Origin of the sequence: Pseudomonas sp. SJZ131, assembly GCF_007828705.1 — a bacterium.
In the GTDB taxonomy this organism is placed as follows: Bacteria; Pseudomonadota; Gammaproteobacteria; order Pseudomonadales; family Pseudomonadaceae; genus Aquipseudomonas; species Aquipseudomonas prosekii.
In genome coordinates this window covers 1,147,016-1,173,152 of the sequence record NZ_VIVC01000002.1, presented here as the reverse complement: position 1 = coordinate 1,173,152, position 26,137 = coordinate 1,147,016, and the positions used below count along the sequence as shown (strand labels likewise).

29 protein-coding genes are annotated in these 26,137 nt (G+C 59.7%); 21 read left to right on the top strand and 8 right to left on the bottom strand.

Annotated features, from left to right (window positions below):
* Nucleotides 1-2 precede the first annotated feature (2 nt).
* The gene (locus FBY12_RS12420) at nucleotides 3-281 is read left to right on the top strand and encodes a DUF3509 domain-containing protein (RefSeq protein ID WP_092271072.1); all 279 of its coding nucleotides are present in this window, start codon (nucleotides 3-5) and stop codon (nucleotides 279-281) included.
* A gap of 374 nt (nucleotides 282-655) precedes the next feature.
* On the opposite strand, the gene FBY12_RS12415 is transcribed toward FBY12_RS12420, so the two are convergent.
* The 4 genes from FBY12_RS12415 to aroC form a co-directional block, all read right to left on the bottom strand.
* Complete coding sequence (locus FBY12_RS12415) at nucleotides 656-1,201, bottom strand: acireductone dioxygenase (RefSeq protein ID WP_145253014.1); 546 nt, start codon at nucleotides 1,199-1,201, stop codon at nucleotides 656-658.
* A 93-nt stretch (nucleotides 1,202-1,294) separates the two neighbouring features.
* Nucleotides 1,295-1,477 (bottom strand): class II aldolase/adducin family protein, encoded by a 183-nt coding sequence (locus FBY12_RS12410; RefSeq protein ID WP_145253013.1) that lies wholly within the window; start codon nucleotides 1,475-1,477, stop codon nucleotides 1,295-1,297.
* Nucleotides 1,474-2,619 carry an MFS transporter gene (locus FBY12_RS12405; RefSeq protein ID WP_145253012.1) on the bottom strand — a complete coding sequence of 382 codons (1,146 nt, stop codon included), beginning with the start codon at nucleotides 2,617-2,619 and terminating at the stop codon, nucleotides 1,474-1,476. Before FBY12_RS12405 ends, FBY12_RS12410 begins: the two co-directional genes overlap by 4 nt.
* A gap of 34 nt (nucleotides 2,620-2,653) precedes the next feature.
* A complete protein-coding gene (gene aroC, locus FBY12_RS12400; protein WP_092271087.1) occupies nucleotides 2,654-3,745 on the bottom strand; it encodes a chorismate synthase in 1,092 nt (363 codons plus the stop codon).
* A gap of 148 nt (nucleotides 3,746-3,893) precedes the next feature.
* Here aroC and FBY12_RS12395 point away from each other — a divergent pair, with 148 nt between their 5' ends.
* Nucleotides 3,894-4,892, top strand: a complete 999-nt coding sequence (locus FBY12_RS12395) for an alpha/beta hydrolase (RefSeq protein WP_121733433.1) — start codon at nucleotides 3,894-3,896, stop codon at nucleotides 4,890-4,892.
* 99 nt (nucleotides 4,893-4,991) lie between these two features.
* Nucleotides 4,992-5,783 carry a hypothetical protein gene (locus tag FBY12_RS12390; RefSeq protein ID WP_145253011.1) on the top strand — a complete coding sequence of 264 codons (792 nt, stop codon included), beginning with the start codon at nucleotides 4,992-4,994 and terminating at the stop codon, nucleotides 5,781-5,783.
* Between the two features lie 168 nt (nucleotides 5,784-5,951).
* On the opposite strand, the gene prmB is transcribed toward FBY12_RS12390, so the two are convergent.
* The gene (gene prmB, locus FBY12_RS12385) at nucleotides 5,952-6,860 is read right to left on the bottom strand and encodes a 50S ribosomal protein L3 N(5)-glutamine methyltransferase (RefSeq protein ID WP_145253010.1); all 909 of its coding nucleotides are present in this window, start codon (nucleotides 6,858-6,860) and stop codon (nucleotides 5,952-5,954) included.
* A 253-nt stretch (nucleotides 6,861-7,113) separates the two neighbouring features.
* On the opposite strand from prmB, the gene FBY12_RS12380 reads away from it, so the two are divergent.
* From FBY12_RS12380 to FBY12_RS12350, 7 genes are all read left to right on the top strand, one after another.
* Nucleotides 7,114-7,704, top strand: a complete 591-nt coding sequence (locus FBY12_RS12380) for a cysteine hydrolase family protein (RefSeq protein WP_101208292.1) — start codon at nucleotides 7,114-7,116, stop codon at nucleotides 7,702-7,704.
* A 131-nt stretch (nucleotides 7,705-7,835) separates the two neighbouring features.
* The gene (locus FBY12_RS12375; protein ID WP_092271102.1) at nucleotides 7,836-8,156 is read left to right on the top strand and encodes a hypothetical protein; all 321 of its coding nucleotides are present in this window, start codon (nucleotides 7,836-7,838) and stop codon (nucleotides 8,154-8,156) included.
* An 86-nt stretch (nucleotides 8,157-8,242) separates the two neighbouring features.
* Nucleotides 8,243-8,800, top strand: coding sequence for a Smr/MutS family protein (locus tag FBY12_RS12370; RefSeq protein WP_101208291.1), 558 nt, complete (start codon nucleotides 8,243-8,245; stop codon nucleotides 8,798-8,800).
* A gap of 77 nt (nucleotides 8,801-8,877) precedes the next feature.
* Complete coding sequence (folE, locus tag FBY12_RS12365) at nucleotides 8,878-9,423, top strand: GTP cyclohydrolase I FolE (RefSeq protein WP_085705311.1); 546 nt, start codon at nucleotides 8,878-8,880, stop codon at nucleotides 9,421-9,423.
* 101 nt (nucleotides 9,424-9,524) lie between these two features.
* Nucleotides 9,525-9,896, top strand: coding sequence for a glutathione S-transferase N-terminal domain-containing protein (locus FBY12_RS12360; protein WP_121733431.1), 372 nt, complete (start codon nucleotides 9,525-9,527; stop codon nucleotides 9,894-9,896).
* A gap of 518 nt (nucleotides 9,897-10,414) precedes the next feature.
* The gene (locus tag FBY12_RS12355) at nucleotides 10,415-11,764 is read left to right on the top strand and encodes an NCS2 family permease (RefSeq protein WP_092271111.1); all 1,350 of its coding nucleotides are present in this window, start codon (nucleotides 10,415-10,417) and stop codon (nucleotides 11,762-11,764) included.
* 64 nt (nucleotides 11,765-11,828) lie between these two features.
* A complete protein-coding gene (locus FBY12_RS12350; protein ID WP_092271114.1) occupies nucleotides 11,829-12,455 on the top strand; it encodes a LysE family translocator in 627 nt (208 codons plus the stop codon).
* Nucleotides 12,456-12,665: 210 nt separating this feature from the next.
* On the opposite strand, the gene uraH is transcribed toward FBY12_RS12350, so the two are convergent.
* Nucleotides 12,666-13,019, bottom strand: a complete 354-nt coding sequence (gene uraH / locus FBY12_RS12345) for a hydroxyisourate hydrolase (RefSeq protein ID WP_010456673.1) — start codon at nucleotides 13,017-13,019, stop codon at nucleotides 12,666-12,668.
* A 418-nt stretch (nucleotides 13,020-13,437) separates the two neighbouring features.
* Between uraH and puuE the strand changes: the two genes are divergently transcribed.
* From puuE to FBY12_RS12305, 8 genes are all read left to right on the top strand, one after another.
* Complete coding sequence (gene puuE / locus FBY12_RS12340) at nucleotides 13,438-14,364, top strand: allantoinase PuuE (protein WP_092271119.1); 927 nt, start codon at nucleotides 13,438-13,440, stop codon at nucleotides 14,362-14,364.
* A complete protein-coding gene (uraD, locus tag FBY12_RS12335) occupies nucleotides 14,361-14,876 on the top strand; it encodes a 2-oxo-4-hydroxy-4-carboxy-5-ureidoimidazoline decarboxylase (protein ID WP_145253009.1) in 516 nt (171 codons plus the stop codon). The genes puuE and uraD overlap by 4 nt, the downstream gene beginning before the upstream one ends.
* An 87-nt stretch (nucleotides 14,877-14,963) precedes the next feature.
* On the top strand, nucleotides 14,964-15,959 hold the full coding sequence (gene alc, locus FBY12_RS12330) for an allantoicase (RefSeq protein ID WP_145253008.1): 996 nt from the start codon (nucleotides 14,964-14,966) through the stop codon (nucleotides 15,957-15,959).
* Nucleotides 15,960-16,077: 118 nt separating this feature from the next.
* Entirely contained in the window at nucleotides 16,078-16,581 is a 504-nt protein-coding gene (locus tag FBY12_RS12325; RefSeq protein WP_145253007.1) for an ureidoglycolate lyase, read from the top strand.
* Between the two features lie 50 nt (nucleotides 16,582-16,631).
* Complete coding sequence (locus tag FBY12_RS12320) at nucleotides 16,632-17,933, top strand: urate hydroxylase PuuD (protein ID WP_121733427.1); 1,302 nt, start codon at nucleotides 16,632-16,634, stop codon at nucleotides 17,931-17,933.
* A gap of 139 nt (nucleotides 17,934-18,072) precedes the next feature.
* A complete protein-coding gene (locus tag FBY12_RS12315; protein WP_092271131.1) occupies nucleotides 18,073-19,431 on the top strand; it encodes a nucleobase:cation symporter-2 family protein in 1,359 nt (452 codons plus the stop codon).
* A 162-nt stretch (nucleotides 19,432-19,593) separates the two neighbouring features.
* A complete protein-coding gene (locus tag FBY12_RS12310; RefSeq protein WP_145253006.1) occupies nucleotides 19,594-20,379 on the top strand; it encodes an outer membrane protein OmpK in 786 nt (261 codons plus the stop codon).
* A 376-nt stretch (nucleotides 20,380-20,755) separates the two neighbouring features.
* Nucleotides 20,756-21,541, top strand: a complete 786-nt coding sequence (locus tag FBY12_RS12305; protein WP_121733425.1) for an outer membrane protein OmpK — start codon at nucleotides 20,756-20,758, stop codon at nucleotides 21,539-21,541.
* Nucleotides 21,542-21,646: 105 nt separating this feature from the next.
* On the opposite strand, the gene FBY12_RS12300 is transcribed toward FBY12_RS12305, so the two are convergent.
* Complete coding sequence (locus FBY12_RS12300) at nucleotides 21,647-22,819, bottom strand: patatin-like phospholipase family protein (protein WP_145253005.1); 1,173 nt, start codon at nucleotides 22,817-22,819, stop codon at nucleotides 21,647-21,649.
* Nucleotides 22,820-22,977: 158 nt separating this feature from the next.
* Nucleotides 22,978-23,910 carry a lipid A biosynthesis lauroyl acyltransferase gene (locus FBY12_RS12295; RefSeq protein ID WP_145253004.1) on the bottom strand — a complete coding sequence of 311 codons (933 nt, stop codon included), beginning with the start codon at nucleotides 23,908-23,910 and terminating at the stop codon, nucleotides 22,978-22,980.
* A gap of 118 nt (nucleotides 23,911-24,028) precedes the next feature.
* Between FBY12_RS12295 and minC the strand changes: the two genes are divergently transcribed.
* From minC to minE, 3 genes are all read left to right on the top strand, one after another.
* Nucleotides 24,029-24,766: a septum site-determining protein MinC gene (gene minC, locus FBY12_RS12290; RefSeq protein WP_121733490.1), complete on the top strand. Its 738-nt coding sequence runs from the start codon at nucleotides 24,029-24,031 to the stop codon at nucleotides 24,764-24,766.
* 201 nt (nucleotides 24,767-24,967) lie between these two features.
* The gene (minD, locus tag FBY12_RS12285; protein WP_145253003.1) at nucleotides 24,968-25,780 is read left to right on the top strand and encodes a septum site-determining protein MinD; all 813 of its coding nucleotides are present in this window, start codon (nucleotides 24,968-24,970) and stop codon (nucleotides 25,778-25,780) included.
* A complete protein-coding gene (gene minE / locus FBY12_RS12280; protein ID WP_007898843.1) occupies nucleotides 25,780-26,034 on the top strand; it encodes a cell division topological specificity factor MinE in 255 nt (84 codons plus the stop codon). Before minD ends, minE begins: the two co-directional genes overlap by 1 nt.
* Nucleotides 26,035-26,137: the final 103 nt, after the last annotated feature.

The following is a 26,137-nucleotide window of genomic DNA, read 5'->3' as shown; positions in this document are numbered from 1 at the left end:
ACATGAGCCTGATCCAAGAAAAATTTAACTCCCTGTTCTCCAACTTCGACGTGACCACCCAGGCTCGACCTGACGGTGGCATCCTGCTGACACTGCGCAGCGCCGAAGGCAAAGTGTTCAAACGCTCGATCTCTTACCAGCAGTTGCACGCTGGCGATCAGTTGTCTTGGGTGATCAGCGCGATCCGCCGTGACCTGGCTGAACAGGCCAGCGAACTGCCGCAGATTTCGATGCTGCAGAGCCAACAACGATTTGCCCTGCCGACGTATCACTCGGCGTAAATCGTTCGACGCTGCAAACAGACAGGCCGTGAGCGTTAACGCTTCACGGCCTGAGTTGTTTGTGGGGTCTGCAACCAATATGGAATCGCGCACACACCCTGTGGGAGCGAGCTTGCTCGCGATGGCGGTCTGCAGTCATTCATGGGTTGCCTGATCGGACGCTATCGCGAGCAAGCTCGGCTCCCACAGGGATTGTGGTGTTGCGCAGATTTGGTCCAGAACGCACACACTGTGTTAGCGAGCTTGCTCGCGATGGCGGTTTGGCAGTTAGCCATGGGTTAACTGATCGGACGCTATCGCGAGCAAAGTCGGCTCCCACAGGAATTGTGGTAGTGCCTTCGATGTCGGAGAGAATCGCCTTGATCGGCGTCGGCTCAGTCGTCCAGACGTGGGAAACGGCTGGCGATGTCTTCGCCGGTGAATTTGGCCACCCCGCCTTGAGCATTGTTGAACAGACGAATTGCCACGAAATGCGGATGTTCGCCCATGTCGAACCAGTGCGGCGTGCCGGCCGGCACCGAAATCAGGTCGTTTTTCTCGCAGAGTACGGCGTAGACGTAATCGTCGATGTGCAGGGTAAACAAGCCACGGCCGGCGACGAAAAATCTGACTTCGTCCTCGCCATGTTGGTGCTCATCGAGAAACTTGGCGCGCAATTCGGCTTTCTGTGGATGGTCGCTGTTCAGGCTGATGACATCGACGGTGACGTAACCGCGCTCGGTCATCAGTTTGTCGATTTGTTGCTGATACGCGGCGATCACTTCCTCCTGACTGGCGCCGGGCTGGATTTTTGCGGCGGCTTGCCAGCGGTCGAAACCCACGCCTTGTTCGGCGAGGGTCGAGGCGATGTCTTCGAAATGGGTCAATACCTTGTTGGGTATTTCCGGGCTGGAGACGTGATAAACGGACAGGCTGCTCATGGGGCAATTCCTCGGTAGCGGCGGCGCCGTCCGGTTCTTACAGACCGGTCGGGCGCGGCGTTTAATCAGGCAAACAGGCTGCTTCCGGTGAAGTCAGCCTTGGCGGTTGATGCTGCTGCGGGTCTTCAACTCGCACTCAAACAGAAATTCAAAAGCCTCAATCTGCCGCAGCGCGTCGCTTATGCGCACGCCCCAGGTGTAGAGGCCGTGGCCGCGAAACAGATAACGCCCGGCGTCGATGACTTCCTCGGCGAGGTGTTCACGGGTAAGGCTCATGGCCGCTCCTCTTGCATGCGAGTGGCAATGATAACGGCAGCGGCGAAGGCTGCGAGGCTGGCAATACTAAAGGTCAATGTCGCGCCGAGGACATTCCAGCTGTAACCGGAATACAACGCGCCGAGCGCGCCACCGGTGCCGGCCAGCGCCGCGTACAACGCTTGGCCCTGCCCTTGTTGACGTGCGCCGAAACTACGTTGCACGAACTGGATGGCCGCCGCGTGAAAGCTGCCGAATGTCGCCGCGTGCAGCACTTGGGCGAACAGCAACACCCAGAGAAATTCGGCAAACGACCCCAGAAGCAACCAGCGCAGCGCCGCCAGCAGAAAACTCGCCATCAGCACCCGGCGCACCGAGAAACGCGCGAGGATTTTGCTCATGGCGAGGAACATCAGCACTTCAGCGACTACGCCGACCGCCCAGAGCATGCCGATCACGCCGCGGCTGTAACCGAGTCGCTCAAGGTGCAAGGTCAGAAAGGTGTAATACGGGCCGTGGCTCATTTGCATCAGCGCCACGCAAGCATAAAACGCCAACACGCCGGGGCTGCGCAATTGCTTGAGAAAACCCTGCCCCGCCACGCGTTCGCTGTGCACTGGTTGCGCGTTCGGCACCCACAGGCTGCTGACGACAATCCCGGCCATGATCAGCACCAGCGCAATCGGGTAGACCTCCAGGCTCAGCCATTCGAACACGCGCCCGAGCGCGACCACGGTGATGATGAAACCGATCGAGCCCCACAAGCGAATCTGGCTGTAACGCGAAGTCTGACCGTTCAAATGCGCGAGGGTGATGACTTCGAATTGCGGCAACACCGCGTGCCAGAAGAATGCGTGCAACGCCATGACCATCGCCAGCCAGGCGTAGGTTTTGCTGACGAAGATCAGCGAGAACGTGAGCAACGTACAGACTGCGCCGAAACGCACGATGGCCAGGCGCCGGCCGGTGTAGTCGCCGAGCCAGCCCCAGATGTTCGGCGCCACGCAGCGCATCAGCATCGGGATCGCCACCAGCTCGCCGATGCGCGCGCTGGAAAATCCGAGGTGATCGAAATACAGCGCCAGAAATGGCGCTGTCGAACCGAGCAAGGCGAAATAGAACAGGTAAAAACTGGAGAGCCGCCAGTACGGGAGCGCCGCCATGGTCCTCAGACCAGAACGGCTTTGAGGTCAGCCATTACAGCTGACCCAACACCGGCGTGTTCACGCGCACATCGGCGTTTTGCCCACGATGACGCAGCAGGTGATCCATCAACACGATGGCCATCATCGCCTCGGCAATCGGCGTGGCGCGGATGCCGACGCACGGGTCGTGACGGCCCTTGGTGATGACATCGACCGGGTTGCCATTGACGTCAATCGAGCGGCCCGGCGTGGTTATGCTGGAGGTGGGCTTCAACGCCAGGTGCGCGACGATTGGCTGGCCGGAGGAAATCCCGCCGAGGATGCCGCCGGCATTGTTGCTGAGGAAACCGTCCGGGGTCATTTCGTCGCGGTGCTCGGTGCCGCGCTGGGCGACGCTGGCAAAACCGGCGCCGATTTCCACGCCTTTGACCGCGTTGATGCTCATCAGCGCGTGGGCCAGTTCGGCGTCGAGGCGGTCGAAGATCGGCTCGCCGAGGCCGGGCATCACGCCTTCAGCGACCACGGTGATTTTTGCGCCGACCGAATCCTGGTCGCGGCGCAACTGGTCCATATAGGCTTCCAGTTCCGGCACTTTGTCCGGGTCGGGGCTGAAGAACGCGTTGTCTTCTACCGAATCCCAGGTCTTGAACGGGATTTCGATCGGGCCGAGCTGGCTCATGTAACCGCGAATGACGATGCCCTGGCTCGCCAGGTATTTCTTGGCAATCGCCCCGGCCGCCACGCGCATCGCGGTTTCGCGCGCCGAGCTGCGACCGCCGCCGCGGTAATCGCGCTCGCCGTACTTGTGGTGGTAGGTGTAGTCAGCGTGGGCCGGCCGGAACAGGTCTTTGATCGCCGAGTAGTCCTTGGACTTCTGGTCGGTGTTGCGGATCAACAGGCCAATCGCGCAACCGGTGGTGCGACCTTCGAACACGCCGCTGAGGATTTCGACTTCGTCGGCTTCCTGGCGTTGCGTGGTGTGGCGGCTGGTGCCGGGCTTGCGGCGGTCGAGGTCGCGCTGCAGATCCTCCAGGGAAATCTCCAGACCTGGCGGGCAGCCATCGACAATGGCGACCAACGCCGGACCATGGCTTTCGCCTGCGGTGGTGACCGTGAACAGCTTGCCGTAGGTATTGCCGGACATGCGGGACGCTCCGTGAAATCGAACCTGAATACGTAATGCGCGCCAGTATACGCAGGCTACCCAAGTAGTTCATCCTCGAAGCCTTCTAGCCCTGAACCTTTCCACCCTTGAACCTTTCTAGCCTTAACCTTTCCACCTGCGAACCTTATTGGGTGCCCGCGAGTCCAACCGGCACCTTGTTGATGATGGCGTGATGATGCTGCGAGTTCTGATCTTGAGCCTTACCCTGTTTACCGGCTTCGCCCAAGCCACTGTCCTACAGCGGCCAATCAGTTTGATGACAGGCACCGGGGAGCTTTTCGGCTCCCTACTGTTGCCTAAATCCGACACGCCTGTGCCCGTTGTGCTGATTATTTCCGGCTCCGGTCCTACGGATCGCGACGGCAATAACCCGGATGGCGGACGCAACGACAGCCTCAAACGGCTGGCGTGGGTGTTGGCCAAACACAATATTGCCAGCGTGCGCTACGACAAGCGCGGCGTCGCGGCGAGCCTTGCCGCGACCCCGGACGAGCGCAATCTGTCGGTGGAAGCCTACGTCGCCGACGCCGAGGCCTGGGGCCGGAAGCTCAAGGCTGATCCGCGTTTTGGCCCGTTGATTCTGCTGGGCCACAGCGAAGGTGCGTTGATTGCCACGCTGGCGGCGCCGAGTGTCGATGCGTCGGCGCTGATTTCCATGTCCGGCAGCGCGCGACCGGTTGACCAAGTGTTGCGTCAGCAATTGAGCAATCGCCTGCCGCCACCGCTGATGCTGCGCAGCAATGAATTGCTCGACAGCCTCAAGGCCGGCCGCACCGACGAAAATGTCCCGCCGCAATTGCAGGTGATTTTCCGTCCAAGCGTGCAGCCCTACCTGATTTCGCTGTTCCGCCAGGACCCGGCCGCCGCGTTTGCCAAACTGAAAATGCCGGCGCTGATCGTTCAGGGCACCAACGATATCCAAGTCGGCGTCGGTGACGCCAAGCTGCTCAAGGAAGCCAAACCGGACGCCGAACTGGCGGTGATCGAGGGCATGAACCACGTGATGCGCATCGTCCCCAACGACGTGAAGCGGCAATTGGCCTCGTACAAGGACCCGCAATTGCCGCTGGCCGCCGAACTGGGCGCGCGCATCCTTGGGTTTATTGACGGACTTCGCACCCGTTAAGCGCTGACTGCCCTCCAGTCTTGAGTAAAACGGCCGATAAGCCTTTGTCGCCAGCGCTATGACTGGCGGCAAGCAGAGCTTGGACAGGATCTCGCCGTTATGACTGATACCCAGACTTCACCCGACATCAGCGCTGAAAAAGAAGCACCGCCAGCGGTCGAGCTGCCGTGGGCGGATGTGCACGCCGAGCACCACAGAATGCTGCGTCTGGCGCCGTTGAAGACCGATCGCAACACCGGCGGGCGGCCGTTGCGTTTTGTTGAATTCGGTTACGCCGAGCGCAACAGCAAGGAACTCAGCCTGATGCGCCTGACCATCAAGCTGCCGGGCCAGCGGGTGCGCAAGGAACAGAACCTGCTGGACGTGTGGGTCGATCACCAGACCCGACGCGTGCATTTCGGCCCGGACAGCGGGCTGCAAATCGAACCGCTGAACCGTGGCATCGGCCGTTACCTCGCCGCCCTAGGCATCAGTTGGGCGAAGAAACGCTGGCCCGGCTACACCGTCGACGGCACCGACCTGAACAACAAAGACGCGCTGAACGAAGACACTCGCCTGCGCCGCGATCACTTTTTGCGCGCGCACGGTTTTGCCGTGGCGTACGCCGATGCTCAGCATTTGAAGGGCAGCGTCAAAGAAGTGAAGGTCGGCGATTTACTCGCGGACTGGAACAGTGAAAAGCTCCAGCAGGTGGAAATTCTCGAAGCCGCGCAGATGCTTCAACAAGCCGAGCACAACTTGGCTGAGCAGGAAGTGAAGCTGAAGAAGCACGAAGAGAAAGTCAGCAAGTACAAACGTGAAGACGCCGGGCTGCGCTTCACCATTACCTGCCTCGTGGCGTTTGCGGTGTTTCAGGCGGGATTGCTGATCTGGATTGCTACGCACCGGTAGCAACACTTTGTGGCGAGGGGGCTTGTTGTGGCGAGGGCGCTTGCCCCCGTTCGACTGCGCAGCAGTCGCAAACCGCTTGCTGCGGTTTAACGCTGAAACGCGCGGGGAAATGCGCGGGCCGCTTCGCGACCCAACGGGGGCAGGCCCCCTCGCCACAATTGATAGCGGTCAGACGCGGGACGCGAAGATTGCCTGATGCTCGCGGCACTGTTCCGCCGTCAGCATGAACACGCCATGCCCGCCGCGCTCGAAATCGAGCCAGGCGAAATCGACTTCCGGGTACAGCGCTTCGACGTGAACCTGGCTGTTGCCCACTTCGACAATCAACAAACCCTTCTCGGTCAGGTGCTCCGCCGCTTCGGCGAGCATCCGCCGCACCAGGTTCAAACCATCCTCACCACACGCCAGGCCCAGTTCCGGTTCGTGCTGATATTCGTCCGGCATGTCGGCGAAATCTTCGGCATCGACGTAAGGCGGGTTCGACACGATCAAGTCGAAACGCTGCCCCGGCAAACCATCAAAACCATCGCCCTGCACCGTGTATACCCGCTCATCGACGCCGTGGCGCTCGATGTTCTGGTTCGCCACTTCGAGCGCTTCGAATGACAGATCGGCCAGCACCACTTCGGCGTTCTGGAACTCGTAGGCGCAGGCAATGCCGATGCAACCGGAACCGGTGCAGAGATCAAGAATGCGCACCGGATCGTTGCCCAGCCACGGCGCAAAACGCTTTTCGATCAACTCGCCAATCGGTGAACGCGGGATCAGCACACGCTCGTCGACGATGAACGACATGCCGCAGAACCACGCCTCGCCCAACAGGTAAGCGGTGGGAATGCGCTCCTCGATGCGGCGCTTGAGCAGACGCTGCAGTTTGACCAGCTCGTCGTCTTCCAACGCGCAATCGAGGTAGCTGTCGGCGATTTCCCACGGCAGGTGCAGCGAACCCAACACCAGTTGACGGGCTTCGTCCCAGGCGTTGTCGGTCCCATGGCCGAAAAACAGATCCTCCCCATGGAAGCGGCTGACGGCCCAACGGATATGGTCGCGCAGGGTACGAAGTCGGGAAGTGATCACGGGGCAAACTCCAAATAAAACGAGTGGCAATAAAACGACTGGCGATTCTACCAGCCAAAGCGCGCCACGACGACGCGGGAAAAACACCGGAGCAGATGTAGGACTTATCTGTATTTTCCACTGGCTATTGAACACAATGCGCATCTTGACAAGGCTGCACGCCAGCAACGACGGCGCCTGCGATGGTAGCGATTCACAGAACCGCTCAGCCAGAGGACAATGTCGCAAAAGCCCCACTCCAAGGAGCCCCAGAATGTCCGTTCCACAAACGATGTTTCATCTCAGCGGCCGCGGTTACCCGGCGGCCAAACTGAGCCAGGCGACGCTGATCATCATCGATGCGCAGAAGGAATACCTCAGCGGCCCGCTGGCCCTGAGCGGCATGGATAATGCCGTCGCCAACATCAAGCAACTGGTGAGCGCCGCCCGCGCAGCCGGTCGGCCGATCGTCCATGTGCGCCACCTCGGCACCGTCGGCGGGCTGTTCGATCCGCAAGGCGAGCGCGGTGAATTCATCCCGGGCCTGGAGCCACAGGGCGACGAAACCATCATCGGCAAGTTGCTGCCGAGCGCGTTTCACGGCACCCCGCTGTACGATCGTTTGCAGGAACTCGGTTCGCTGGACCTGATCGTTGCCGGTTTCATGAGCCATTCCAGCGTCAGCACCACGGTACGCGCGGCGAAGAACCTGGGTTTCCGCTGCACACTCGTTGAAGATGCCTGCGCCACTCGCGATTTGCCTTACAAGGACAGCGTGCTGAGCGCCGAGCATGTGCAGCAGACCGAAATGGCGATCATGGCAGACAACTTTGCCACCCTCGCCCTGACCCACGATTTGATCTGATCGCCTGACGCTGAGCGGTCGATGCCGCCGCTCATCCGCAAAAGCCTCTCATTTGCTGCAATTGCCTTAGCCTCAGGAACATCCCGGTCAACTCCCGGTCGAAGGGCCGATACCCATTGAGGAAGGTCGGAATGAAGTTATCCGATGGTTTTGACGCACGCCGCTTGCGGCCCAAAGGCCAAAGCAACTGGCGTTTTCGAATCGGCGCAACGATTGCCGCGCTATTGGCGATGCTCGGTGTGCTGATGGCACTGGCCGGCGGCGCCAGTCTGCTCGGCCATGCGCCCGCGATGGGCGAACTGAACACCAACAAGGCCGGCGCGGCGGTGATTCTAGTGATCGGCCTGCTGGTGTTGTACATCGGCGTGTGGCTGTGGCGTCGTTGCCGACGTCGTTCGCGCCAGTCGCAAGAGCTGAACATGGCACCGCATCTGATGAAAAAACACGACTGAAGCCTGACGCTCGGCACTCGCCGGGCGCCAATTGTTATGGATAGCGCCGCGACTTGGGTAAACTGCCCTCCTTCGCGGAGGCTGACATGCAAGACGACGATTTTTCCCTGTTCAAAAGTGCGATCCAAGGCGTCAAGCCGATCAAGCACGATCGCGCCGAAACCGGCAAACCCAAGGCTGACCGCGCGCAGATTGCCAAGCTGCGCCAGGCTGCCACCGTGCGCACCGATGCGACCACCGTCGACGGCCTGTCCGATCAGTTTGTGATCGACGTCGGCCCGGAAGACGAGCTCATGTGGGCGCGCGACGGTGTTCAGGAAAGCCAGATCCGCAAACTGAAGATTGGCCAGATCCCCTTCGAAGGCAGCCTCGACCTGCACGGCATGAATGTCGAAAAGGCCCGCGAAACCCTGTGGGCGTTCCTTGCCGAAGCGACCAAATTCGAAATCCGCTGCGTGCGCGTCACCCACGGCAAAGCGGTGCGCCTGGACGGCAAGCGGCCGATGATCAAAAGCCACGTCAACACCTGGCTGCGCCAGCATTCCCAGGTACTTGGCTTCACCTCGTGCCAAGCCAAACACGGCGGCGCCGGAGCGGTTTATGTGCTGCTCAAACGAACCATGATGGAAGGTCGCGACGAGTAAAGCTGTCGCTTCACGCTTGCAGCGCCGTGTCCGCCACCGTACCCTTGCCCTTTGCGTAAAATCCCACAGGTAGTTTCATGTCCCTGGAACAGAATTACACCGCGATTCTCGGCCAATTGGGCGAGGACGTTTCCCGCGAGGGCCTGCGCGACACGCCAAAGCGTGCCGCCAAAGCCATGCAGTACCTCTGCCGCGGTTATGAACAGACACTGGAAGAAGTCACCAACGGTGCCTTATTCAGCTCCGACAACAGCGAAATGGTGCTGGTCAAGGACATCGAGCTCTACTCGTTGTGCGAACACCATTTGCTGCCGTTTATCGGCAAGGCGCACGTCGCCTATATCCCGAGCGGCAAGGTCTTGGGGCTGTCGAAAGTCGCGCGGATCGTCGATATGTACGCCCGCCGCCTGCAGATCCAGGAAAACCTCAGCCGCCAGATCGCCGACGCGGTCCAGCAAGTCACCGGCGCCCTGGGCGTTGCGGTGGTGATCGAGGCCAAGCACATGTGCATGATGATGCGCGGTGTCGAGAAACAGAATTCGTCGATGATCACTTCGGTGATGCTCGGCGAGTTCCGCGAAAACGCCGCTACCCGCAGCGAGTTTCTCAGCCTGATCAAGTAATTCGGCAGCACGAAGAAAACCGGCATTCATCGCCGGTTTTTTTTCGCCCGTGAAAAGTACGGTAAGCTGCGCGCCTTCTTTCGCCCCGTGAGGCTTATACCGTGTTCGTAAAAGCACTTCGTGTCGGCCTTGGCCAACTGATCATCTTCATCGACTTCATCACCCGCCCCGGCAAGAAGCAGCGCCCGGCGGAACATCAGGCCAAGGTCAACGCGGCGGCGAAGGACCTGACGCTGTATCAATTCCACGCCTGCCCGTTTTGCGTGAAAACCCGCCGCACGCTGCGCCGCTTGAATGTGCCCGTGGCGTTGCGTGATGCGAAAAACAACGAGCAGGATCGCCAGACGTTGCTGGATCAGGGCGGAAAAATCAAAGTCCCGTGCCTGCGCATTGAAGAGAACGGGCAGACGACGTGGATGTATGAATCCAAGGTGATTATTGATTACCTGGATAAGCGCTTTGCTGCGGTTTGATTGTTCAGTGGTGTGCTGACTGACGCCATCGCGAGCAAGCTCGCTCCCACAGGGTTTTGTGGGGTGGTGGAAATGGGCGGCACCTTCGGTCCAATGTGGGAGCGAGCTTGCTCGCGATGAGGCCAGCCCGGACACCACAATTCACAAGCCCCAAAAAAACCGGCCCTTGAGCCGGTTTTTTTATGCCTTCACGCAGCCTTAAACACCGGCGCCTGCCGCACCACCGTCGCCAGTCTGAACCCTATCGCGAGCAGGCTCACTACTACAGGGAAATGCGCTCTCCTGTGGGGCGAGCCTGCTCGCGATGGCGTCGGAACTGGCGATATATCCCAATCGCCAAAAAATTCGTCTACAAAACCAAAAACATTATTTGCTTTATTTGTATACAAAAGCATAATCCACTTCGTGCGAGTTCCTGACCAAGCGGTCAACAAATTCGCAAGTGCCTCAAAGGACTGCTGCCACCCTCATGGGTCCGGTCCTGGAAATAAAAATAAAACTCTTGAGGAGTACTCGCTGTGGAAAGCCGCAAATCCGAAGCCCCGTCGCTGGATCTCTCGCCGCCGTTACGCAAAGGCTGGCTGGAGCGCATCTTCAAACTCAGCTTGCACGGCACCACGGTGAAGACCGAGCTGATTGCCGGTCTGACAACCTTCATTACCATGGCGTACATCATCTTCGTCAACCCGAACATCATGGCTGACGCCGGCATCGACCACGGCGCCGCGTTTGTTGCAACTTGCATCGCCGCCGCGCTCGGCTGCCTGCTGATGGGCCTGTACGCGAACTGGCCGGTCGGCCTCGCGCCGGGCATGGGCCTCAACGCGTTCTTCACTTATACCGTGGTCGGCACCATGGGTTACAACTGGGAAACCGCCCTCGGCGCGGTGTTTATTTCGGGCGTGTTGTTCATGTTCCTGACCTTTTCGCGGATCCGCGAATGGTTGCTCAACAGCATTCCAGTCAGCCTGCGCTACGCCATGGGCGCCGGCGTCGGCCTGTTCCTCGGGCTGATCGGCCTGAAAACCGCCGGCATCGTCGTCGACAGCCCGGCCACCCTGATCAAACTCGGCTCCCTGCGCGAGCCCGGCCCGCTGCTCGCGGCCATCTGCTTCCTGATGATCGCCGTGCTCAGCTATCACCGAGTGTTCGGCGCCATTTTGATCAGCATCATCGCCGTGACGTTGGCCGGTTGGGGCCTGGGCCTCGTCCACTACCAAGGCCTGATGTCGGCACCGCCAAGTCTGGCGCCGACCTGGATGGCCATGGACGTCGCCGGCGTGTTCAACATCAGCATGATCAGCGTGGTGTTGGCGTTCCTCTTTGTGCACATGTTCGACACCGCTGGCACTTTGATGGGCGTCGCTCAGCGCGCCGGTCTGGTTAACGCCGACGGCAAAATCGAAAACCTCTCCCGCGCACTCAAGGCTGACAGTGCGTCGAGCGTATTCGGCGCGATGGTCGGTGTCCCTCCAGTCACAAGCTATGTGGAAAGTGCCGCCGGTGTGGCAGCGGGTGGTCGGACTGGTCTTACCGCAGTGACCGTAGGTGTGCTATTTATTGCCGCGATGTTTTTCGCACCGCTGGCCGGCATGATCCCGGCTTACGCCACCGCCGGCGCACTGATTTATGTCGCGATGCTGATGATGGGCGGCATGGCTCACATTGAATGGGACGAAGCCACCGACAGCATTCCGGCTATCGTTACCGCGATCATGATGCCGCTGACCTTCTCGGTCGCCGACGGCATCGCGCTGGGCTTTATCACTTACGTGGTGTTGAAGGCTTGCACCGGTAAACACAAGGAAATTTCCATCAGTTTGTGGGTGCTCTGCGCGATCTTCATCGCCAAGTTCGTTTTCTTGTAAGCGGTCATCGTTTCAAAACAGCCTCACCCGTCGGGTGGGGCTTTTGCACATTAGGAGGAAAGTGATGAGTCTGGAAACCTGGCTGCTGTTCAGCGGCGCTGCGCTGGTGGTAATCCTGATCCCGGGGCCGTTGTCTTTGCTGATGATCAGCAACAGTTTGAATTACGGTTTGCGCCGCTCTTATCCGGCGTTCCTCGGTGGCGTGATTGCTTCGATCTGTCTGCTCAGCGCCTCGGCGTTGGGCCTGGGCGCCCTGCTGTTGGCATCGGAACAGTTGTTCAGCGCGCTGAAGATCGTCGGCGCGCTGTACCTGTTTTACCTCGCCTGGCAGAGCTGGCAGCAATCGCGCCAGCCGTCGGTGGGTGCCGAAGTGCCGCAGACCGCCGCGGTGCCGCGCTTTCGGGCATTGTTTGGGCGCGCGTTTGTGCTGGGCGCGAGCAATCCGAAAGACATCCTGTTCTTCGCCGCATTTTTGCCGCAGTTCTTGAGCGCCGAGCAGCCGTTCCTCCCGCAATTGCTGGTGATGATCGCGACCTGGACCGTGCTCGATCTGCTGTGCAAGTTGGCGTATGGGTTGGGCGCGCACGGCGCGGCGCGGTATCTGCGCAGTGGCAAGGGGCAGAGTTGGTTTAACCGGGTCAGTGCCGGGTTGTTCAGTGGCGCGGGCGCGGCGTCGTTGTTGAGCCGCTAAAAGCTTCGCGGGCAAGCCTCGCCCCTACAGGGTTTGTGTCGTTCACCGACATTGCGGACGGCACAACATCTGTAGGAGCGAGGCTTGCCCGCGAAGGCATCATCCGCCACACCACATTCCCCAGGGCAAAAAAAAGCCCGCAGTGTGAGCGGGCGAAAGACCAAAGAAGCTTTATGCGCAGCTTTTTTCAGAAGAAGCGGCTTGGGGGACCTAGCTTCCTCTGTAGGTCGAATAGCTGTAAGGCGAAATCAGCAGCGGCACATGGTAGTGATCCTGCTCGGCAGAGATGCCAAAGCGCAGCACCACCACATCCAGAAACGCCGGCTCCGGCAACTGAACGCCACGGGCGCGGTAGTAATCGCCCGCATGAAACTGAACCTGATAGACCCCGGAACGGTAATCATCACCCTGCAACAGCGGTGCATCGACACGGCCATCGCTGTTGGTTATTGCGCTGGCGACCAATTCCAGCTGCGAACCTTCAACGCGGTACAACTCGACCTTGATCGAGCTGCCCGGGCAACCGTGTGCAGCGTCTAAAACGTGTGTAGTCAAACGTCCCATTGATTCTGCGCGCCTGCCTGCTCAGTGCAGTCAGGCCTCGCGCCTCCCGAAGTCAGTTGAAAGGAGACCGCACCGTTTCGGAGCACGAAACACTGCGGCGAGCGACTGATTAAGACACTTTTCAAAAAAATTGTACACAATAAAAACGACATTTTTCTCACGACCAACGCCATCCAGCGATTTCCGCCGAATCACACCCCGAACCAGACGATCAGCGGACCTCCTGTCCATTAGCTGACCATTCAGGCAGGTTTCTTGCAGTATCACGTTTGGATGACAGTCAATGAAAAATGCAAAAATTCAGGCTTACAAAGTCGATATAAAGTTGTATACAATCAGCCCATCGCTGTGACGCCAGCATGTCATCTATCCGCCGGCCGCCACACCAACCTTTCAACGAATAAGAAGGAAGACTGCAGTGAGCGCTGACTACCCACGCGACCTGGTCGGTTACGGCAGTAACCCTCCGCACCCACACTGGCCGGGCAATGCCCGCATCGCCCTGTCCTTCGTGCTGAATTACGAAGAAGGTGGCGAGCGCAACATTCTGCACGGCGACAAAGAGTCTGAAGCCTTCCTCTCGGAAATGGTCTCGGCACAGCCGCTGCAAGGCGCGCGCAACATGAGCATGGAATCGCTTTACGAGTATGGCAGCCGTGCCGGCGTCTGGCGGATTCTGAAACTGTTCAAGGAATTCGACATTCCGCTGACCATCTTCGCCGTTGCCATGGCCGCCCAGCGCCACCCGGACGTGATCCGCGCGATGGTCGAAGCCGGCCACGAGATCTGCAGCCACGGCTATCGCTGGATCGACTATCAGTACATGGACGAAGCGCAGGAACGCGAGCACATGCTCGAAGCGATCCGCATCCTCACCGAACTCACCGGCGAACGCCCATTGGGCTGGTACACCGGCCGCACCGGCCCGAACACTCGGCGGCTGGTGATGGAAGAAGGCGGTTTCCTCTATGACTGCGACACCTACGACGACGACCTGCCCTACTGGGAACCGAACAACCCGACCGGCAAGCCGCACCTGGTGATCCCGTACACGCTGGACACCAACGACATGCGCTTCACCCAGGTCCAGGGTTTCAACAAGGGCGACGATTTCTTCGAATACCTCAAAGACGCATTCGACGTGCTCTACGCCGAAGGTGCCGAAGCGCCGAAGATGCTCTCGATCGGCCTGCACTGCCGCCTGATCGGCCGTCCGGCGCGTCTGGCCTCGCTGAAACGCTTTATCGAATACGCTAAAAGTCATGAACAGGTGTGGTTCAGCCGTCGCGTCGACATTGCTCGCCACTGGCACGAAACCCACCCGTATCAAGAGGCCGCGAAATGAGCCAGTTCCAAACCATCCAACCTTCGACCCTGAGCCGCGATGCGTTTGTCGCCGCTTTCGCCGACATCTACGAACATTCGCCATGGGTGGCCGAGAAGGCCTTCGACCTGGGCCAGGACGCTTCGATCGACCAGATCGAAACCCTGCACCAGCGCATGAGCGACATCCTGTTGAGCGCTGATCATCAAAGCCAATTGGCCCTGATCAACGCTCACCCGGACCTGGCCGGCAAAGCCGCCGTCCAGGGCCAACTGACCGAAGCCAGCACCAATGAACAAGCTGGCGCCGGTATTCACCAATGCACGGCCGAAGAGTTCCAGCGCTTCACCGAGCTGAACCACGCCTACAAAGCCAAGTTCAAGTTTCCCTTCATCATGGCGGTAAAAGGCAGCAACCGGCATCAGATCCTCGCGGCGTTCGAAACGCGCATTCACAACTCGGCAGATACCGAATTCAAATGCGCGCTGGCGGAGATCAACAAGATCGCCCTGTTCCGATTACTGACCCTATAGCGAGCCTTGCCCGAGCGACCCAGAACGCAACGTCGCCCAGGGCACTGCAAGCATCCCAAGCCAACTTATTAAAGGCAGACAAGAAGAATGAAAGCTTACGCCGTACCTTTCGAGAAGTTCGTCAACCTGGCCGACGCCCGTCTGGGCACCAAAATCATCTCGGTCACCGATGACTGGTTCGCTGATGCCAACCGCCTGTTCCAACCGACCCCGGCGGTGTGGAAAGAAGGCGTGTTCGATGACAACGGCAAGTGGATGGACGGCTGGGAATCGCGCCGCAAGCGTTTCGAAGGTTACGACAGCGCGGTGATTCGCCTGGGCGTTGCCGGCTCGATCAAAGGCGTGGACATCGACACTTCATTCTTCACCGGCAACTTCCCGCCGTCGGCCTCCCTGGAAGCGTGTTTCCTCGCTGAAGGCGAACCGACTGAAAACACCCAATGGGTTGAAGTGCTGTCCGCCGTCGAGCTGCAAGGCAACAGCCATCACTTCCACGAAATCAACAACGATCAGGCCTTCAGCCACCTGCGTTTCAACATCTACCCGGATGGCGGCGTAGCGCGTCTGCGTGTGTACGGCGTGCCGCACCGCGACTGGTCCGCTGTGGGCGACAACGAGCAGATCGACCTGGCCGCAGCCCTGAATGGTGGCCGCGCCCTCGCCTGCTCCGACGAACACTTCGGCCGCATGAGCAACATCCTCAACCCGGGCCGTGGCATCAACATGGGCGACGGCTGGGAAACTGCACGTCGTCGTACGCCGGGCAATGATTGGGTCATCGTCGCGCTGGGTCATGCCGGTGAAGTCGAGAAAGTCATCGTCGACACCCTGCACTTCAAGGGCAACTACCCGGACACTTGCTCGATCCAGGGCGCCTTCGTCAAGGGCGGCACCGACAGCCAGATCGAAACCCAATCGCTGTTCTGGCGCGAACTGTTGCCGGCACAGAAACTGGAAATGCACGCCGAACACACCTTCGCCGAGCAGATCAAGGCCCTGGGCCCGATCACCCACATCCGCCTCAACGTGTTCCCGGATGGTGGCGTGAGTCGCCTGCGCGTTTTGGGCAAGGTCGCTAAATAAGCGGCGCGTCCTTCGCGGGCAAGCCTCGCTCCTACAGGTATCACTGACCGTAGGAGCGAGGCTTGCCCGCGAAGGCGCCAGATCAAACAACACAGAACTCAACGAAAAGAAGACCAGCATGCGCACATTGACGATTGAACCGCTGACCAAAGAAGCTTTCGCCCCGTTCGGTGACGTGATCGAAACCGATGGCAGCGATCACTTCATGATCAACAACGGTTCGACCATGCGCTTTCATAAACTGGCGACGGTAGAAACCGCCACGCCAGAAGACAACGCGATCATCAGCATTTTCCGCGCCGACGCGCAGGACATGCCCCTGACCGTGTGCATGCTGGAGCGTCACCCGCTGGGCAGCCAGGCTTTCATTCCGCTGCTCGGCAACCCCTTTCTGATCGTGGTCGCGCCACTTGGCGATGAACCTGTATCAGGCTTTGTCCGCGCCTTCGTCACCAACGGCAGGCAGGGCATTAATTACCATCGCGGCGTCTGGCACCACCCGGTGCTGACGATCGAAAAGCGGGATGACTTCCTGGTGGTTGATCGCAGTGGCACAGGCAATAACTGCGATGAGCATTTTTTCAAAGAGGATGAGCGTTTGATCCTCGCCCCCCACCAATAAGAGAAGGTCTGATCACTCGACAACAGAGTGACAGGCGAGAGGTAAAGACTGTGGAAGCACATCTGTTGGAATGGCTGAACCTGAGCGTGCGCTGGGTTCACATGATTACTGGCGTGGCCTGGATCGGTGCGTCGTTCTATTTCGTCTGGCTGGAAAACAACCTCAATCGGGTCAACCCGAAAAGTGGTCTGGCCGGCGATCTGTGGGCGATCCATGGCGGCGGTATCTATCACCTGGAAAAATACAAACTGGCTCCACCGACCATGCCGGACAACCTGCACTGGTTCAAATGGGAAGCCTATTTCACCTGGATGTCGGGGATCGCGCTGCTGTGCGTGGTGTTCTACTCCAACCCGACGCTCTACCTGCTGGCACCCGGCAGCAGCCTGACCGGCCCTGAAGGTGTTGCCCTGGGCATCGCTTCGTTGTTCGTCGGCTGGTTCGTCTACTCCTTCCTCTGCGACTCGGCCCTGGGCAAACGCCCTGCCCTGCTCGGTTTCATCCTGTTTGTGCTGATCATCGGCGCCGCTTACGGCTTCAGCAAAGTGTTCAGCGGTCGTGGTGCGTACCTGCACGTCGGCGCGATCATCGGCACCATCATGGTCGGCAACGTGTTCCGCATCATCATGCCGGCGCAACGTGCACTGGTAGCGGCGATTGCCGAGAACCGCACGCCCGATCCGGCACTGCCGGCCAAAGGCCTGTTGCGTTCGCGGCACAACAACTACTTCACCTTGCCAGTGCTGTTCATCATGATCAGCAACCACTTCCCGAGCACCTACGGCAGCCAATACAACTGGCTGATCCTGGCCGGGATCGCGGTGCTGGCGGTGTTGGTGCGTCACTACTTCAACACCCGTCACGACAGCCACAAGTTCGCCTGGACCTTGCCGGTCGCCGCCGTCGGCATGATCTGCCTGGCCTACGTGACTGGCCCGGCGCAAATGCCGAGTTCACCGGAAGTGGCCAAGGCGCCTGGCACCATCGAGTACCAGCCGTTGCCGGAAACCGCAATCGGTGGCGGGGCCAAACCCGCTGACGCGAAACCTGCTGCGCCTGCCGCTGCACCGGCCCAGGCATCCAACGCTGGCCCGAGTTTCGACAAGGTGCACAGCGTGATCCAGGAACGTTGCTCGGTCTGCCACTCGGCCAAACCGACCAGCCCGTTGTTCAGTGCCGCGCCGGCCGGCGTGATGTTCGATACCCCTGACCAGATCCGCCAGAACGCCGCGCGGATCCAGGCGCAAGCGGTCACCAGCCAGATCATGCCACTGGGCAACATCACCCAGATGACCCAGCAGGAACGTGACCTGATCGGTGCGTGGATTGTGCAGGGAGCCCAGACCAATTAATCGTTGAAAGCTTCGCGGGCAAGCCTCGCTCCTACAGGATTTACACAGGACCTGTAGGAGCGAGGCTTGCCCGCGATTGGCCGCGCAGCGGTCGCCTGATGCACAAAATCACAAGAATAAAAAAGATCCGAGGTGTTGCATGTCCGAGCTATCCCAAGCGCGCATCCCCGACGCACCCGCCATTCAGCGTTTGCCCCTTTTGCAACTGATCCTGGTCGGTCTGCAACATGTTCTGCTGATGTACGGCGGTGCCATCGCGGTGCCGCTGATCATCGGACAGGCCGCTGGCCTGAGTCGTGAAGAAATCGCCTTCCTGATCAACGCCGACCTGCTGGTCGCCGGCATCGCCACCATTGTCCAGTCGCTGGGCATCGGCCCGATGGGCATTCGCATGCCAGTGATGATGGGCGCCAGTTTTGCCGCTGTCGGCAGCATGGTCGCCATGGCCGGCATGCCGGGGATTGGCCTGCAAGGGATTTTCGGCGCAACCATCGCCGCCGGGTTCTTCGGCATGCTGATCGCGCCGTTCATGTCCAAAGTCGTGCGCTTCTTCCCGCCACTGGTGACCGGCACGGTTATCACCTCGATCGGTTTGTCGCTGTTCCCCGTCGCCGTGAATTGGGCGGGCGGCGGTGCCAGCGCCACGCAATTCGGCTCACCGATTTACCTCGCCATCGCCGCCCTGGTGCTGGCGACCATCCTGCTGGTGCACCGCTTCATGCGCGGTTTCTGGGTGAACATTTCGGTGTTGATCGGCATGTGCCTGGGCTACGCGATTTGCGGCGTGATCGGCATGGTCGACCTCAGCGGCATGGCCGAGGCGCCATGGTTGCAGATCGTCACCCCGCTGCACTTCGGCATGCCGAAATTCGAACTCGCGCCGATCCTGTCGATGTGTCTGGTGGTGGTGATCATCTTCGTCGAGTCCACCGGCATGTTCCTCGCGCTCGGCAAGATCACCGGCCAGGAAGTCTGCCCCCGGATGCTCCGTCGCGGCTTGTTGTGTGATGCCGGCGCGTCGTTTTTCGCCGGGTTCTTCAACACCTTCACCCACTCCTCGTTCGCACAGAACATCGGCCTGGTGCAGATGACCGGCGTGCGCTGCCGCTCGGTGACAATCGTTGCCGGCGGCTTGCTGATCCTCTTGAGCCTGCTGCCGAAAGCGGCATTTCTGGTCGCATCGATTCCACCGGCGGTACTCGGCGGCGCGGCGATTGCGATGTTCGGCATGGTCGCGGCCACCGGGATCAAGATTCTCCAGGAAGCCGACATCGGTGACCGCCGCAACCAATTGCTGGTGGCGGTGAGCATCGGCATGGGCCTGATCCCGGTGGTACGTCCGGAGTTTTTCGCGCACCTGCCACTGTGGATGAGCCCGATCACCCACAGCGGTATCGCGATGGCGACTCTGAGTGCGCTGGCGCTGAACCTGCTGTTCAACATTCTCGGCGGCAAGGAACGCGCCGCGATCAACGACTGCCACGCGCACCAGCACTAACAGCAACACCTACGCAACCCCGTAGGAGCGAGCCTGCTCGCGATAGCGTCATCAGCCCCGACATCATCGTTGACTGATTCACCGCCATCGCCAGCAGGCTCGCTCCTACAGGGGCAGCAACAGCTTTGCGCCTGAAAAAATAAAAACAACAGGGAGCATCAGATGAATCGCACGCAAACCAATCTGCTGTTAAGCGCTGGCCTGCTCGCCGCCAGTCAAGCCATGGCCGGCGACCTGCTGCTGTGGCAGAGCAACAGCCTGAGCTATTTGTACGGCAAGAACTTCGCGATCAATCCGTCGATCCAGCAGACGGTCACTTTCGAGCACGCCGATAAATGGAAATACGGCGACAACTTTCTGTTCGTCGACAAGATTTTTTACAACGGTGCAGAAGACCGCAACAAAGGTCGTCACGCCTTCTACGGCGAGTTCAGCCCACGCCTGTCGTTTGGCAAGATCTTCGACAAACGCCTCGAATACGGCCCGATCAAAGACGTGCTGCTGGCCATGACTTACGAGTACGGCGAAGGCGACAGCGAGGCTTACCTGATCGGCCCGGGCTTCGACCTCGCGGTGCCGGGTTTCAACTATTTCACCCTGAACTTCTATCGCCGCCAGACCGACGGCCCGCGCCCCGGCGACGGCGTGTGGCAGATCACCCCGGCGTGGTCCTACAGCATTCCGCTGGGCAATTCGGATCTGCTGTTCGACGGTTACATCGATTGGGTGGTGGACAACGATCAGAATTCGCGCGGCACCTACCACGCCAACCTGCACGTCAATCCGCAGCTCAAATACGACCTCGGCAAAGCGCTTGGCTGGAGCCAAAAACAGCTGTACGTCGGCACCGAATACAGCTACTGGAAAAACAAGTACGGGGTCGAGAACAGCACCAATCTCGACACCAACCAAAACACCGCCAGCCTGTTGCTCAAGGTGCATTTCTGAGATGGCCCGCAACATTGCCCCACACTTGTCGTCGGTGCTCTGTTGCGGGGCACTTGAGACCTGGCGAAGGAGTCAGTATTCTCCGCCGCCGCCCGAATCCGCTTTAAAAAAAAGCCCGGATTTAATTCCTGACCAGAAAGCCAACTTATCCCGGCTCTGGACGGTACCAAGGCACCCCAAAAAACCTCTCAATCGACTGTTTCAGAACAGCCGAGCGGGAGTTTTTTTGCTTTTTGGAAGCCTTGGCTCAGCTCTTGCTAACTGCACTGAAGCTGACCGATTGGATGAATTTTCAGCGCAACGAAAAAAGGCGCCACACCAGAGCGCCGACCTAAGAAAAACAACGTGGAACCACCTACTTTTTGGGAGCAACCGAATGAAACGTACGTGCACCAGCCTGATGCTCGCGGGCTCTTTGCTGGCCGGCGGCCAGGCGATGGCCGGCGACTTGCTGCAGTGGCAGGACAACAGCCTGACCTACCTGTATGGCAAAGACTTCAAAGTCAATCCGGCGATCCAGCAAACCGTCACTTTCGAGCACGCCGACGGCTGGAAATATGGGGACAACTTCTTCTTCCTCGACAAGATCTTTTACAACGGTGACAAGGATTTCAACGTTGGCCCGAACACTTACTACGGCGAGTTCAGCCCGCGTATTTCGTTGGGCAAGGTGCTTGACCAGAAGATCGAATTCGGCCCGATCAAAGATGTGTTGCTGGCGATGACGTATGAGTTCGGTGAAGGCGATACCGAGTCGTACCTGATCGGTCCGGGTTTCGACCTGGCGATCCCGGGTTTTGATTACTTCCAGCTGAACTTCTATCAGCGTCAGACCGAAGGCGCGCGCGCCGGCGACAACGTCTGGCAGATTACCCCGGTGTGGGCTTACACGATTCCGGTGGGCAACTCGAACATCCTGATCGACGGTTTCATGGACTGGGTGGTCGACAACGACTCCAATTCCAAGGGTGATTACCACGCCAACCTGCACTTCAACCCGCAGGTGAAATACGACTTGGGCAAGGCGCTTAATTTCGGCGAGAAGCAGCTCTACGTCGGTGTCGAGTACGACTACTGGAAGAACAAATACGGGATCGACGACACCCGTGCGTTCACCACCAACCAGAACGTGACGAGCTTCTTGGTGAAGTTTCACTTCTGATCCGGCGGCGTCTGAAAAGACGCCTTCGCGGGCAAGCCTCGCTCCTACAGGTGATCGCGTATCCCTGTGGGAGTGAGCCTGCTCGCGATGGCATCAGCGCCGGTTTCAAGCTGAAACAACCGCCTCCGACAACCCCAAAAACCGGCACAACTCCGCGCGCTTGGCCAACGCATCGCGCCGCCCCAGCTCGATCAATTCGCTGCAATACCCCGCCTCGAACAGCAGATAACTCAGCACCCCCGCCCCGCTCGTCTTGGTCGCCCCCGGCCCGCGCAAAAACAGGCGCAGCGCCGCCGGCAATTCCTGGCGATGGCGCGCAGCGATTTCATCGATCGGCTGGCTCGGGGAAATCACCAGCACCTCCACCGGCGCCACGCCCAGCGCGCGGGTTGGCGTGCCATCGGGGAGCAAATGGCTGAACTGATTCAGACGGCGCAACAACTCGATATCGCTTTCCAGGCTGTCGATGAACGTGCTGTTGAGCATGTGCCCACCGATCTGCGCCAGCGTCGGCTGCTGGCCGGTGTACGCGCGTTGCAGCGGTTGCGCGGGATCGACGCCGCGCGGGTTGCCGCTGACGCCGACCACCAACACGCGCGTGGCGCCAAGATGCAGCGCCGGGCTGATCGGCGCCGACTGCCGCACCGCGCCATCGCCGAAAAATTCGTCGCCGATTTTCACCGGCGCAAACAACAGCGGAATTGCCGAACTGGCGAGCAAATGTTCCACGCTCAATTGGGTCGGCACGCCGATGCGACGATGACGCAACCACGCTTCAATCGTCCCGCCGCCCTGATAAAACGTGACTGCCTGCCCCGATTCGTAACCGAACGCGGTCACCGCCACGGCTTGCAACTGCTTGCGCGCGATGGCCTCGGCGATGCCGTTCATCTGTAATTTTTCGTTGAGCAGATTGCGCAACGGCGAACTGTTGAGCAGCGCCACCGGCACCGGCGCGCCGATACCCAACAGGCTGCGACTGACAAACCGCGCGGCCTGATGGATCACCCCCGGCCAATCGCTGCGCAACACTTGATGGCTGCGAAAGCCCTGCCAGAACGCGGTAAGGCGCTCGATGGCGCTGCGAAAGTCCATCGCGCCGCTGGCCAGGCTGACCGCGTTGATCGCCCCGGCGGAAGTGCCGACGATCACCGGAAACGGATTGTCGGCGCCCACCGGCAACAATTCGGCAATCGCCGCCAGCACGCCCACCTGATACGCCGCCCGAGCCCCGCCGCCGGAAAGAATCAATCCTGTAACCGGTTCGCCTGGATTCATGCACAACGCTCCATGGTGCTGGACGGGATCATTATTCCAGCCCTGTCTAACACAAAACCTGTAGGAGCGAGGCTCGCCCGCGAAGGCGTCATCTGCGACACCCAGAAACCGAGGTGAAGCCTTCGCGGGCAAGCCTCGCTCCTACAGGGGCTCGTGGTTCAGCCGCGTTTTGCGTACAGCTTGGGCTCGCCGGGCGGGCGGCTCTTGAAGCGGCGATGGGCCCAGAGGTATTGCTCCGGGCAATCGCGCAAGGCGCCTTCGACCCATTGGTTGATGCGGATGCAGTCGGCCTCTTCGGTTTCGCCGGGGAAACCTTCGAGCGGTGCATGAATCACCAACCGATAACCGCTGCCGTCCGCCAGACGCTCCTGCGTGAACGGCACCACCAGCGCCTTGCCCAAGCGGGCAAATTTGCTGGTCGCGGTGACAGTCGCCGCTTGAATCCCGAACAGCGGCACAAAGATGCTTTGCTTGGCGCCGTAGTCCTGATCCGGCGCGTACCAGATCGCCCGGCCGGCGCGCAGCAACTTGAGCATGCCGCGCACGTCTTCGCGCTCCACCGCCAGCGAATCGAGGTTATGCCGCTCGCGACCGCGACGCTGGATGTAGTCGAACAACGGATTTTTGTGTTCGCGGTACATGCCATCGATGGTGTGCTGCTGGCCAAGCAACGCCGCGCCGATTTCCAGCGTGGTGAAGTGCAGCGCCATCAGAATCACGCCTTTGCCGTCGCGCTGGGCTTTCTGCAAATGCTCCAGGCCTTCGACATGCGCCAATTTGGCCAGACGCTCGCGTGACCACCACCAACTCATGGCCATTTCGAAGAACGCGATGCCGGTGGAGGCGAAGTTTTCCTTGAGCAGGCGCTTGCGTTCGGCCGCGGATTTTTCCGGGAAACACAGTTCAAGATTGCGTTTGGCAATGCGCCGTCGGTCGCCGGCCACGCGGTACATCAGCGAGCCCAGGACGCGACCGATAAACAGCAGCGCCGGATACGGCAACTGCACGATCAGCCACAACAGCCCCAGCCCGCACCACAGCGGCCAGAAACGCGGAGAAAGAAATGCTGGACGAAAACGCGGGCGATCCATTAAAGGTTCCGGAAAGACAATGGCCGCGCATTCTACATCGTTCGACCCGGCTTGCGGCCTGCGGGCGTTCTCGTTATAAGTCTCGGCACTTTTAGTGACAAGCCGTTGTATGCCGACCATGAGCCAAACCGAACCGCTAGACCAAGATCCCGTGTTCCAGTTGAAGGGCAGCATGCTCGCCATTACGGTGCTGGAGCTGGCGCGTAACGACCTCGAGAGCCTCGATCGACAACTGGCCGCCAAGGTCGCCCAGGCGCCGAATTTCTTCAGCAACGCGCCGCTGGTGCTGGCGCTGGACAAGCTGCCGCCGAGCGAAGGCGCCGTCGATTTGCCGGGCCTGATGCGCGTTTGCCGCTCGCACGGCCTGCGCACTTTGGCGATCCGCGCCAGCCGCATCGAAGACATCGCTGCTGCCATCGCCGTCGACCTGCCGGTGCTGCCGCCGTCCGGCGCGCGTGAGCGACCGCTGGACCCGAACGAAGGCGTGGTGGTGAAAAAACCGGAAAAACCGCCGGAGCCGACGATCAAACCGACCAAAGTCATCACGTCGCCAGTACGTGGTGGCCAACAGATCTATGCCCAGGGTGGCGATCTGGTGGTGATTTCCTCGGTCAGTCCGGGTGCGGAACTTCTCGCCGATGGCAACATCCATGTATACGGCCCGATGCGCGGTCGTGCGCTGGCCGGGGTAAAAGGCGACTGGAAAGCACGAATTTTCTGTCAGCAGATGAGCGCTGAACTGCTCTCCATCGCCGGCCATTACAAGGTTTCCGAAGACCTGCGCCGCGATCCACTGTGGGGCTCGGGCGTTCAAGTCAGCCTGTCGGGCGACGTGTTGAACATCATTCGTCTTTAACGGATACTGCCGCATTTTCCAAGCATCTCTAAAACGTAGCGAAAACGGCTCAAACGAAGTAGGAAAAAGGCCACAAGCAGTGTTTACCCAAAGTAAGTGCCGCCCAGGACCGGATTCCAGCCAAGGCTGTCCGACTGCAGTAGTTTTTCAAGAGATGTTTTTCAGGGGCTAAATGTCCTTTTTCCTTAGGGGTGAAACACCTTGGCCAAGATTCTCGTGGTTACATCCGGCAAGGGTGGTGTGGGTAAGACCACCACCAGCGCCGCTATCGGTACCGGCCTCGCTCTGCGCGGCCACAAAACAGTGATCGTCGACTTCGACGTCGGTTTGCGTAACCTCGACCTGATCATGGGTTGCGAACGTCGCGTGGTGTATGACTTCGTCAACGTGGTCAACGGTGAAGCCAACCTGCAGCAGGCGCTGATCAAAGATAAACGTCTGGAAAACCTCTACGTGCTGGCCGCCAGTCAGACCCGCGACAAAGACGCGCTGACCCAGGAAGGCGTGGAAAAAGTCCTGATGGAGCTCAAGGAACAATTTGAGTTCGTGGTCTGTGACTCCCCTGCCGGTATCGAGAAAGGCGCGCACCTGGCGATGTACTTCGCTGATGAAGCGATCATCGTGACCAACCCGGAAGTGTCCTCGGTACGTGACTCGGACCGCATGCTCGGCCTGCTGGCGAGCAAGTCGCGTCGCGCCGAACGTGGCGAAGAGCCGATCAAGGAACACTTGCTGCTGACCCGTTACAACCCGCAGCGCGTCAGCGACGGCGAAATGCTCGGCGTTGAAGACGTGAAGGAAATTCTCGCGGTGACCCTGCTGGGCGTCATTCCGGAATCCCAAGCGGTGCTGAAAGCCTCCAACTCTGGCGTGCCGGTGATTCTCGACGACCAGAGCGACGCCGGTCAGGCCTACGGCGACGCGGTTGATCGCCTCCTTGGCAAAGAAAAGGCACATCGTTTTCTCGATGTGACGAAGAAGGGCTTCTTCGAGCGCCTGTTTGGAGGTAAATAATGAATCTTTTTGACTTCTTTCGTGCCAGTAAAAAGGTTAGTACCGCGTCGGTAGCGAAAGAGCGTCTACAGATCATCGTGGCGCATGAACGCGGCCAACGCAGTACCCCGGATTACCTGCCAGCCTTGCAGAAGGAACTGGTGGAAGTGATCCGCAAGTACGTCAATATCGGGTCCGATGACGTGCACGTTGCTCTGGAAAACCAGGGTAGCTGCTCGATTCTGGAACTCAATATCACCCTGCCGGATCGCTAGTCGAACCCGCAGGAGCCACGGCGACTCAGGCCTGCGCCCCGTGTAGGAGCGAAGCTTGCTCGCGAACCCAGGCAACTCGGTGTATTTGACACACCGAGTTGAC

What these genes read in the sequence shown, in the direction of transcription:
- FBY12_RS12420 (WP_092271072.1), top strand. Translation starts at nt 3, where the DNA reads ATGAGCCTGATCCAAGAAAAATTTAACTCCCTGTTCTCCAACTTCGAC.
- FBY12_RS12415 (WP_145253014.1), bottom strand. Translation starts at nt 1,201, where the DNA reads ATGAGCAGCCTGTCCGTTTATCACGTCTCCAGCCCGGAAATACCCAAC.
- FBY12_RS12410 (WP_145253013.1), bottom strand. Translation starts at nt 1,477, where the DNA reads ATGAGCCTTACCCGTGAACACCTCGCCGAGGAAGTCATCGACGCCGGG.
- FBY12_RS12405 (WP_145253012.1), bottom strand. Translation starts at nt 2,619, where the DNA reads ATGGCGGCGCTCCCGTACTGGCGGCTCTCCAGTTTTTACCTGTTCTAT.
- aroC (WP_092271087.1), bottom strand. Translation starts at nt 3,745, where the DNA reads ATGTCCGGCAATACCTACGGCAAGCTGTTCACGGTCACCACCGCAGGC.
- FBY12_RS12390 (WP_145253011.1), top strand. Translation starts at nt 4,992, where the DNA reads ATGACTGATACCCAGACTTCACCCGACATCAGCGCTGAAAAAGAAGCA.
- FBY12_RS12380 (WP_101208292.1), top strand. Translation starts at nt 7,114, where the DNA reads ATGTCCGTTCCACAAACGATGTTTCATCTCAGCGGCCGCGGTTACCCG.
- FBY12_RS12375 (WP_092271102.1), top strand. Translation starts at nt 7,836, where the DNA reads ATGAAGTTATCCGATGGTTTTGACGCACGCCGCTTGCGGCCCAAAGGC.
- FBY12_RS12370 (WP_101208291.1), top strand. Translation starts at nt 8,243, where the DNA reads ATGCAAGACGACGATTTTTCCCTGTTCAAAAGTGCGATCCAAGGCGTC.
- folE (WP_085705311.1), top strand. Translation starts at nt 8,878, where the DNA reads ATGTCCCTGGAACAGAATTACACCGCGATTCTCGGCCAATTGGGCGAG.
- FBY12_RS12350 (WP_092271114.1), top strand. Translation starts at nt 11,829, where the DNA reads ATGAGTCTGGAAACCTGGCTGCTGTTCAGCGGCGCTGCGCTGGTGGTA.
- uraH (WP_010456673.1), bottom strand. Translation starts at nt 13,019, where the DNA reads ATGGGACGTTTGACTACACACGTTTTAGACGCTGCACACGGTTGCCCG.
- uraD (WP_145253009.1), top strand. Translation starts at nt 14,361, where the DNA reads ATGAGCCAGTTCCAAACCATCCAACCTTCGACCCTGAGCCGCGATGCG.
- alc (WP_145253008.1), top strand. Translation starts at nt 14,964, where the DNA reads ATGAAAGCTTACGCCGTACCTTTCGAGAAGTTCGTCAACCTGGCCGAC.
- FBY12_RS12325 (WP_145253007.1), top strand. Translation starts at nt 16,078, where the DNA reads ATGCGCACATTGACGATTGAACCGCTGACCAAAGAAGCTTTCGCCCCG.
- FBY12_RS12315 (WP_092271131.1), top strand. Translation starts at nt 18,073, where the DNA reads ATGTCCGAGCTATCCCAAGCGCGCATCCCCGACGCACCCGCCATTCAG.
- FBY12_RS12310 (WP_145253006.1), top strand. Translation starts at nt 19,594, where the DNA reads ATGAATCGCACGCAAACCAATCTGCTGTTAAGCGCTGGCCTGCTCGCC.
- FBY12_RS12305 (WP_121733425.1), top strand. Translation starts at nt 20,756, where the DNA reads ATGAAACGTACGTGCACCAGCCTGATGCTCGCGGGCTCTTTGCTGGCC.
- FBY12_RS12300 (WP_145253005.1), bottom strand. Translation starts at nt 22,819, where the DNA reads ATGAATCCAGGCGAACCGGTTACAGGATTGATTCTTTCCGGCGGCGGG.
- FBY12_RS12295 (WP_145253004.1), bottom strand. Translation starts at nt 23,910, where the DNA reads ATGGATCGCCCGCGTTTTCGTCCAGCATTTCTTTCTCCGCGTTTCTGG.
- minC (WP_121733490.1), top strand. Translation starts at nt 24,029, where the DNA reads ATGAGCCAAACCGAACCGCTAGACCAAGATCCCGTGTTCCAGTTGAAG.
- minE (WP_007898843.1), top strand. Translation starts at nt 25,780, where the DNA reads ATGAATCTTTTTGACTTCTTTCGTGCCAGTAAAAAGGTTAGTACCGCG.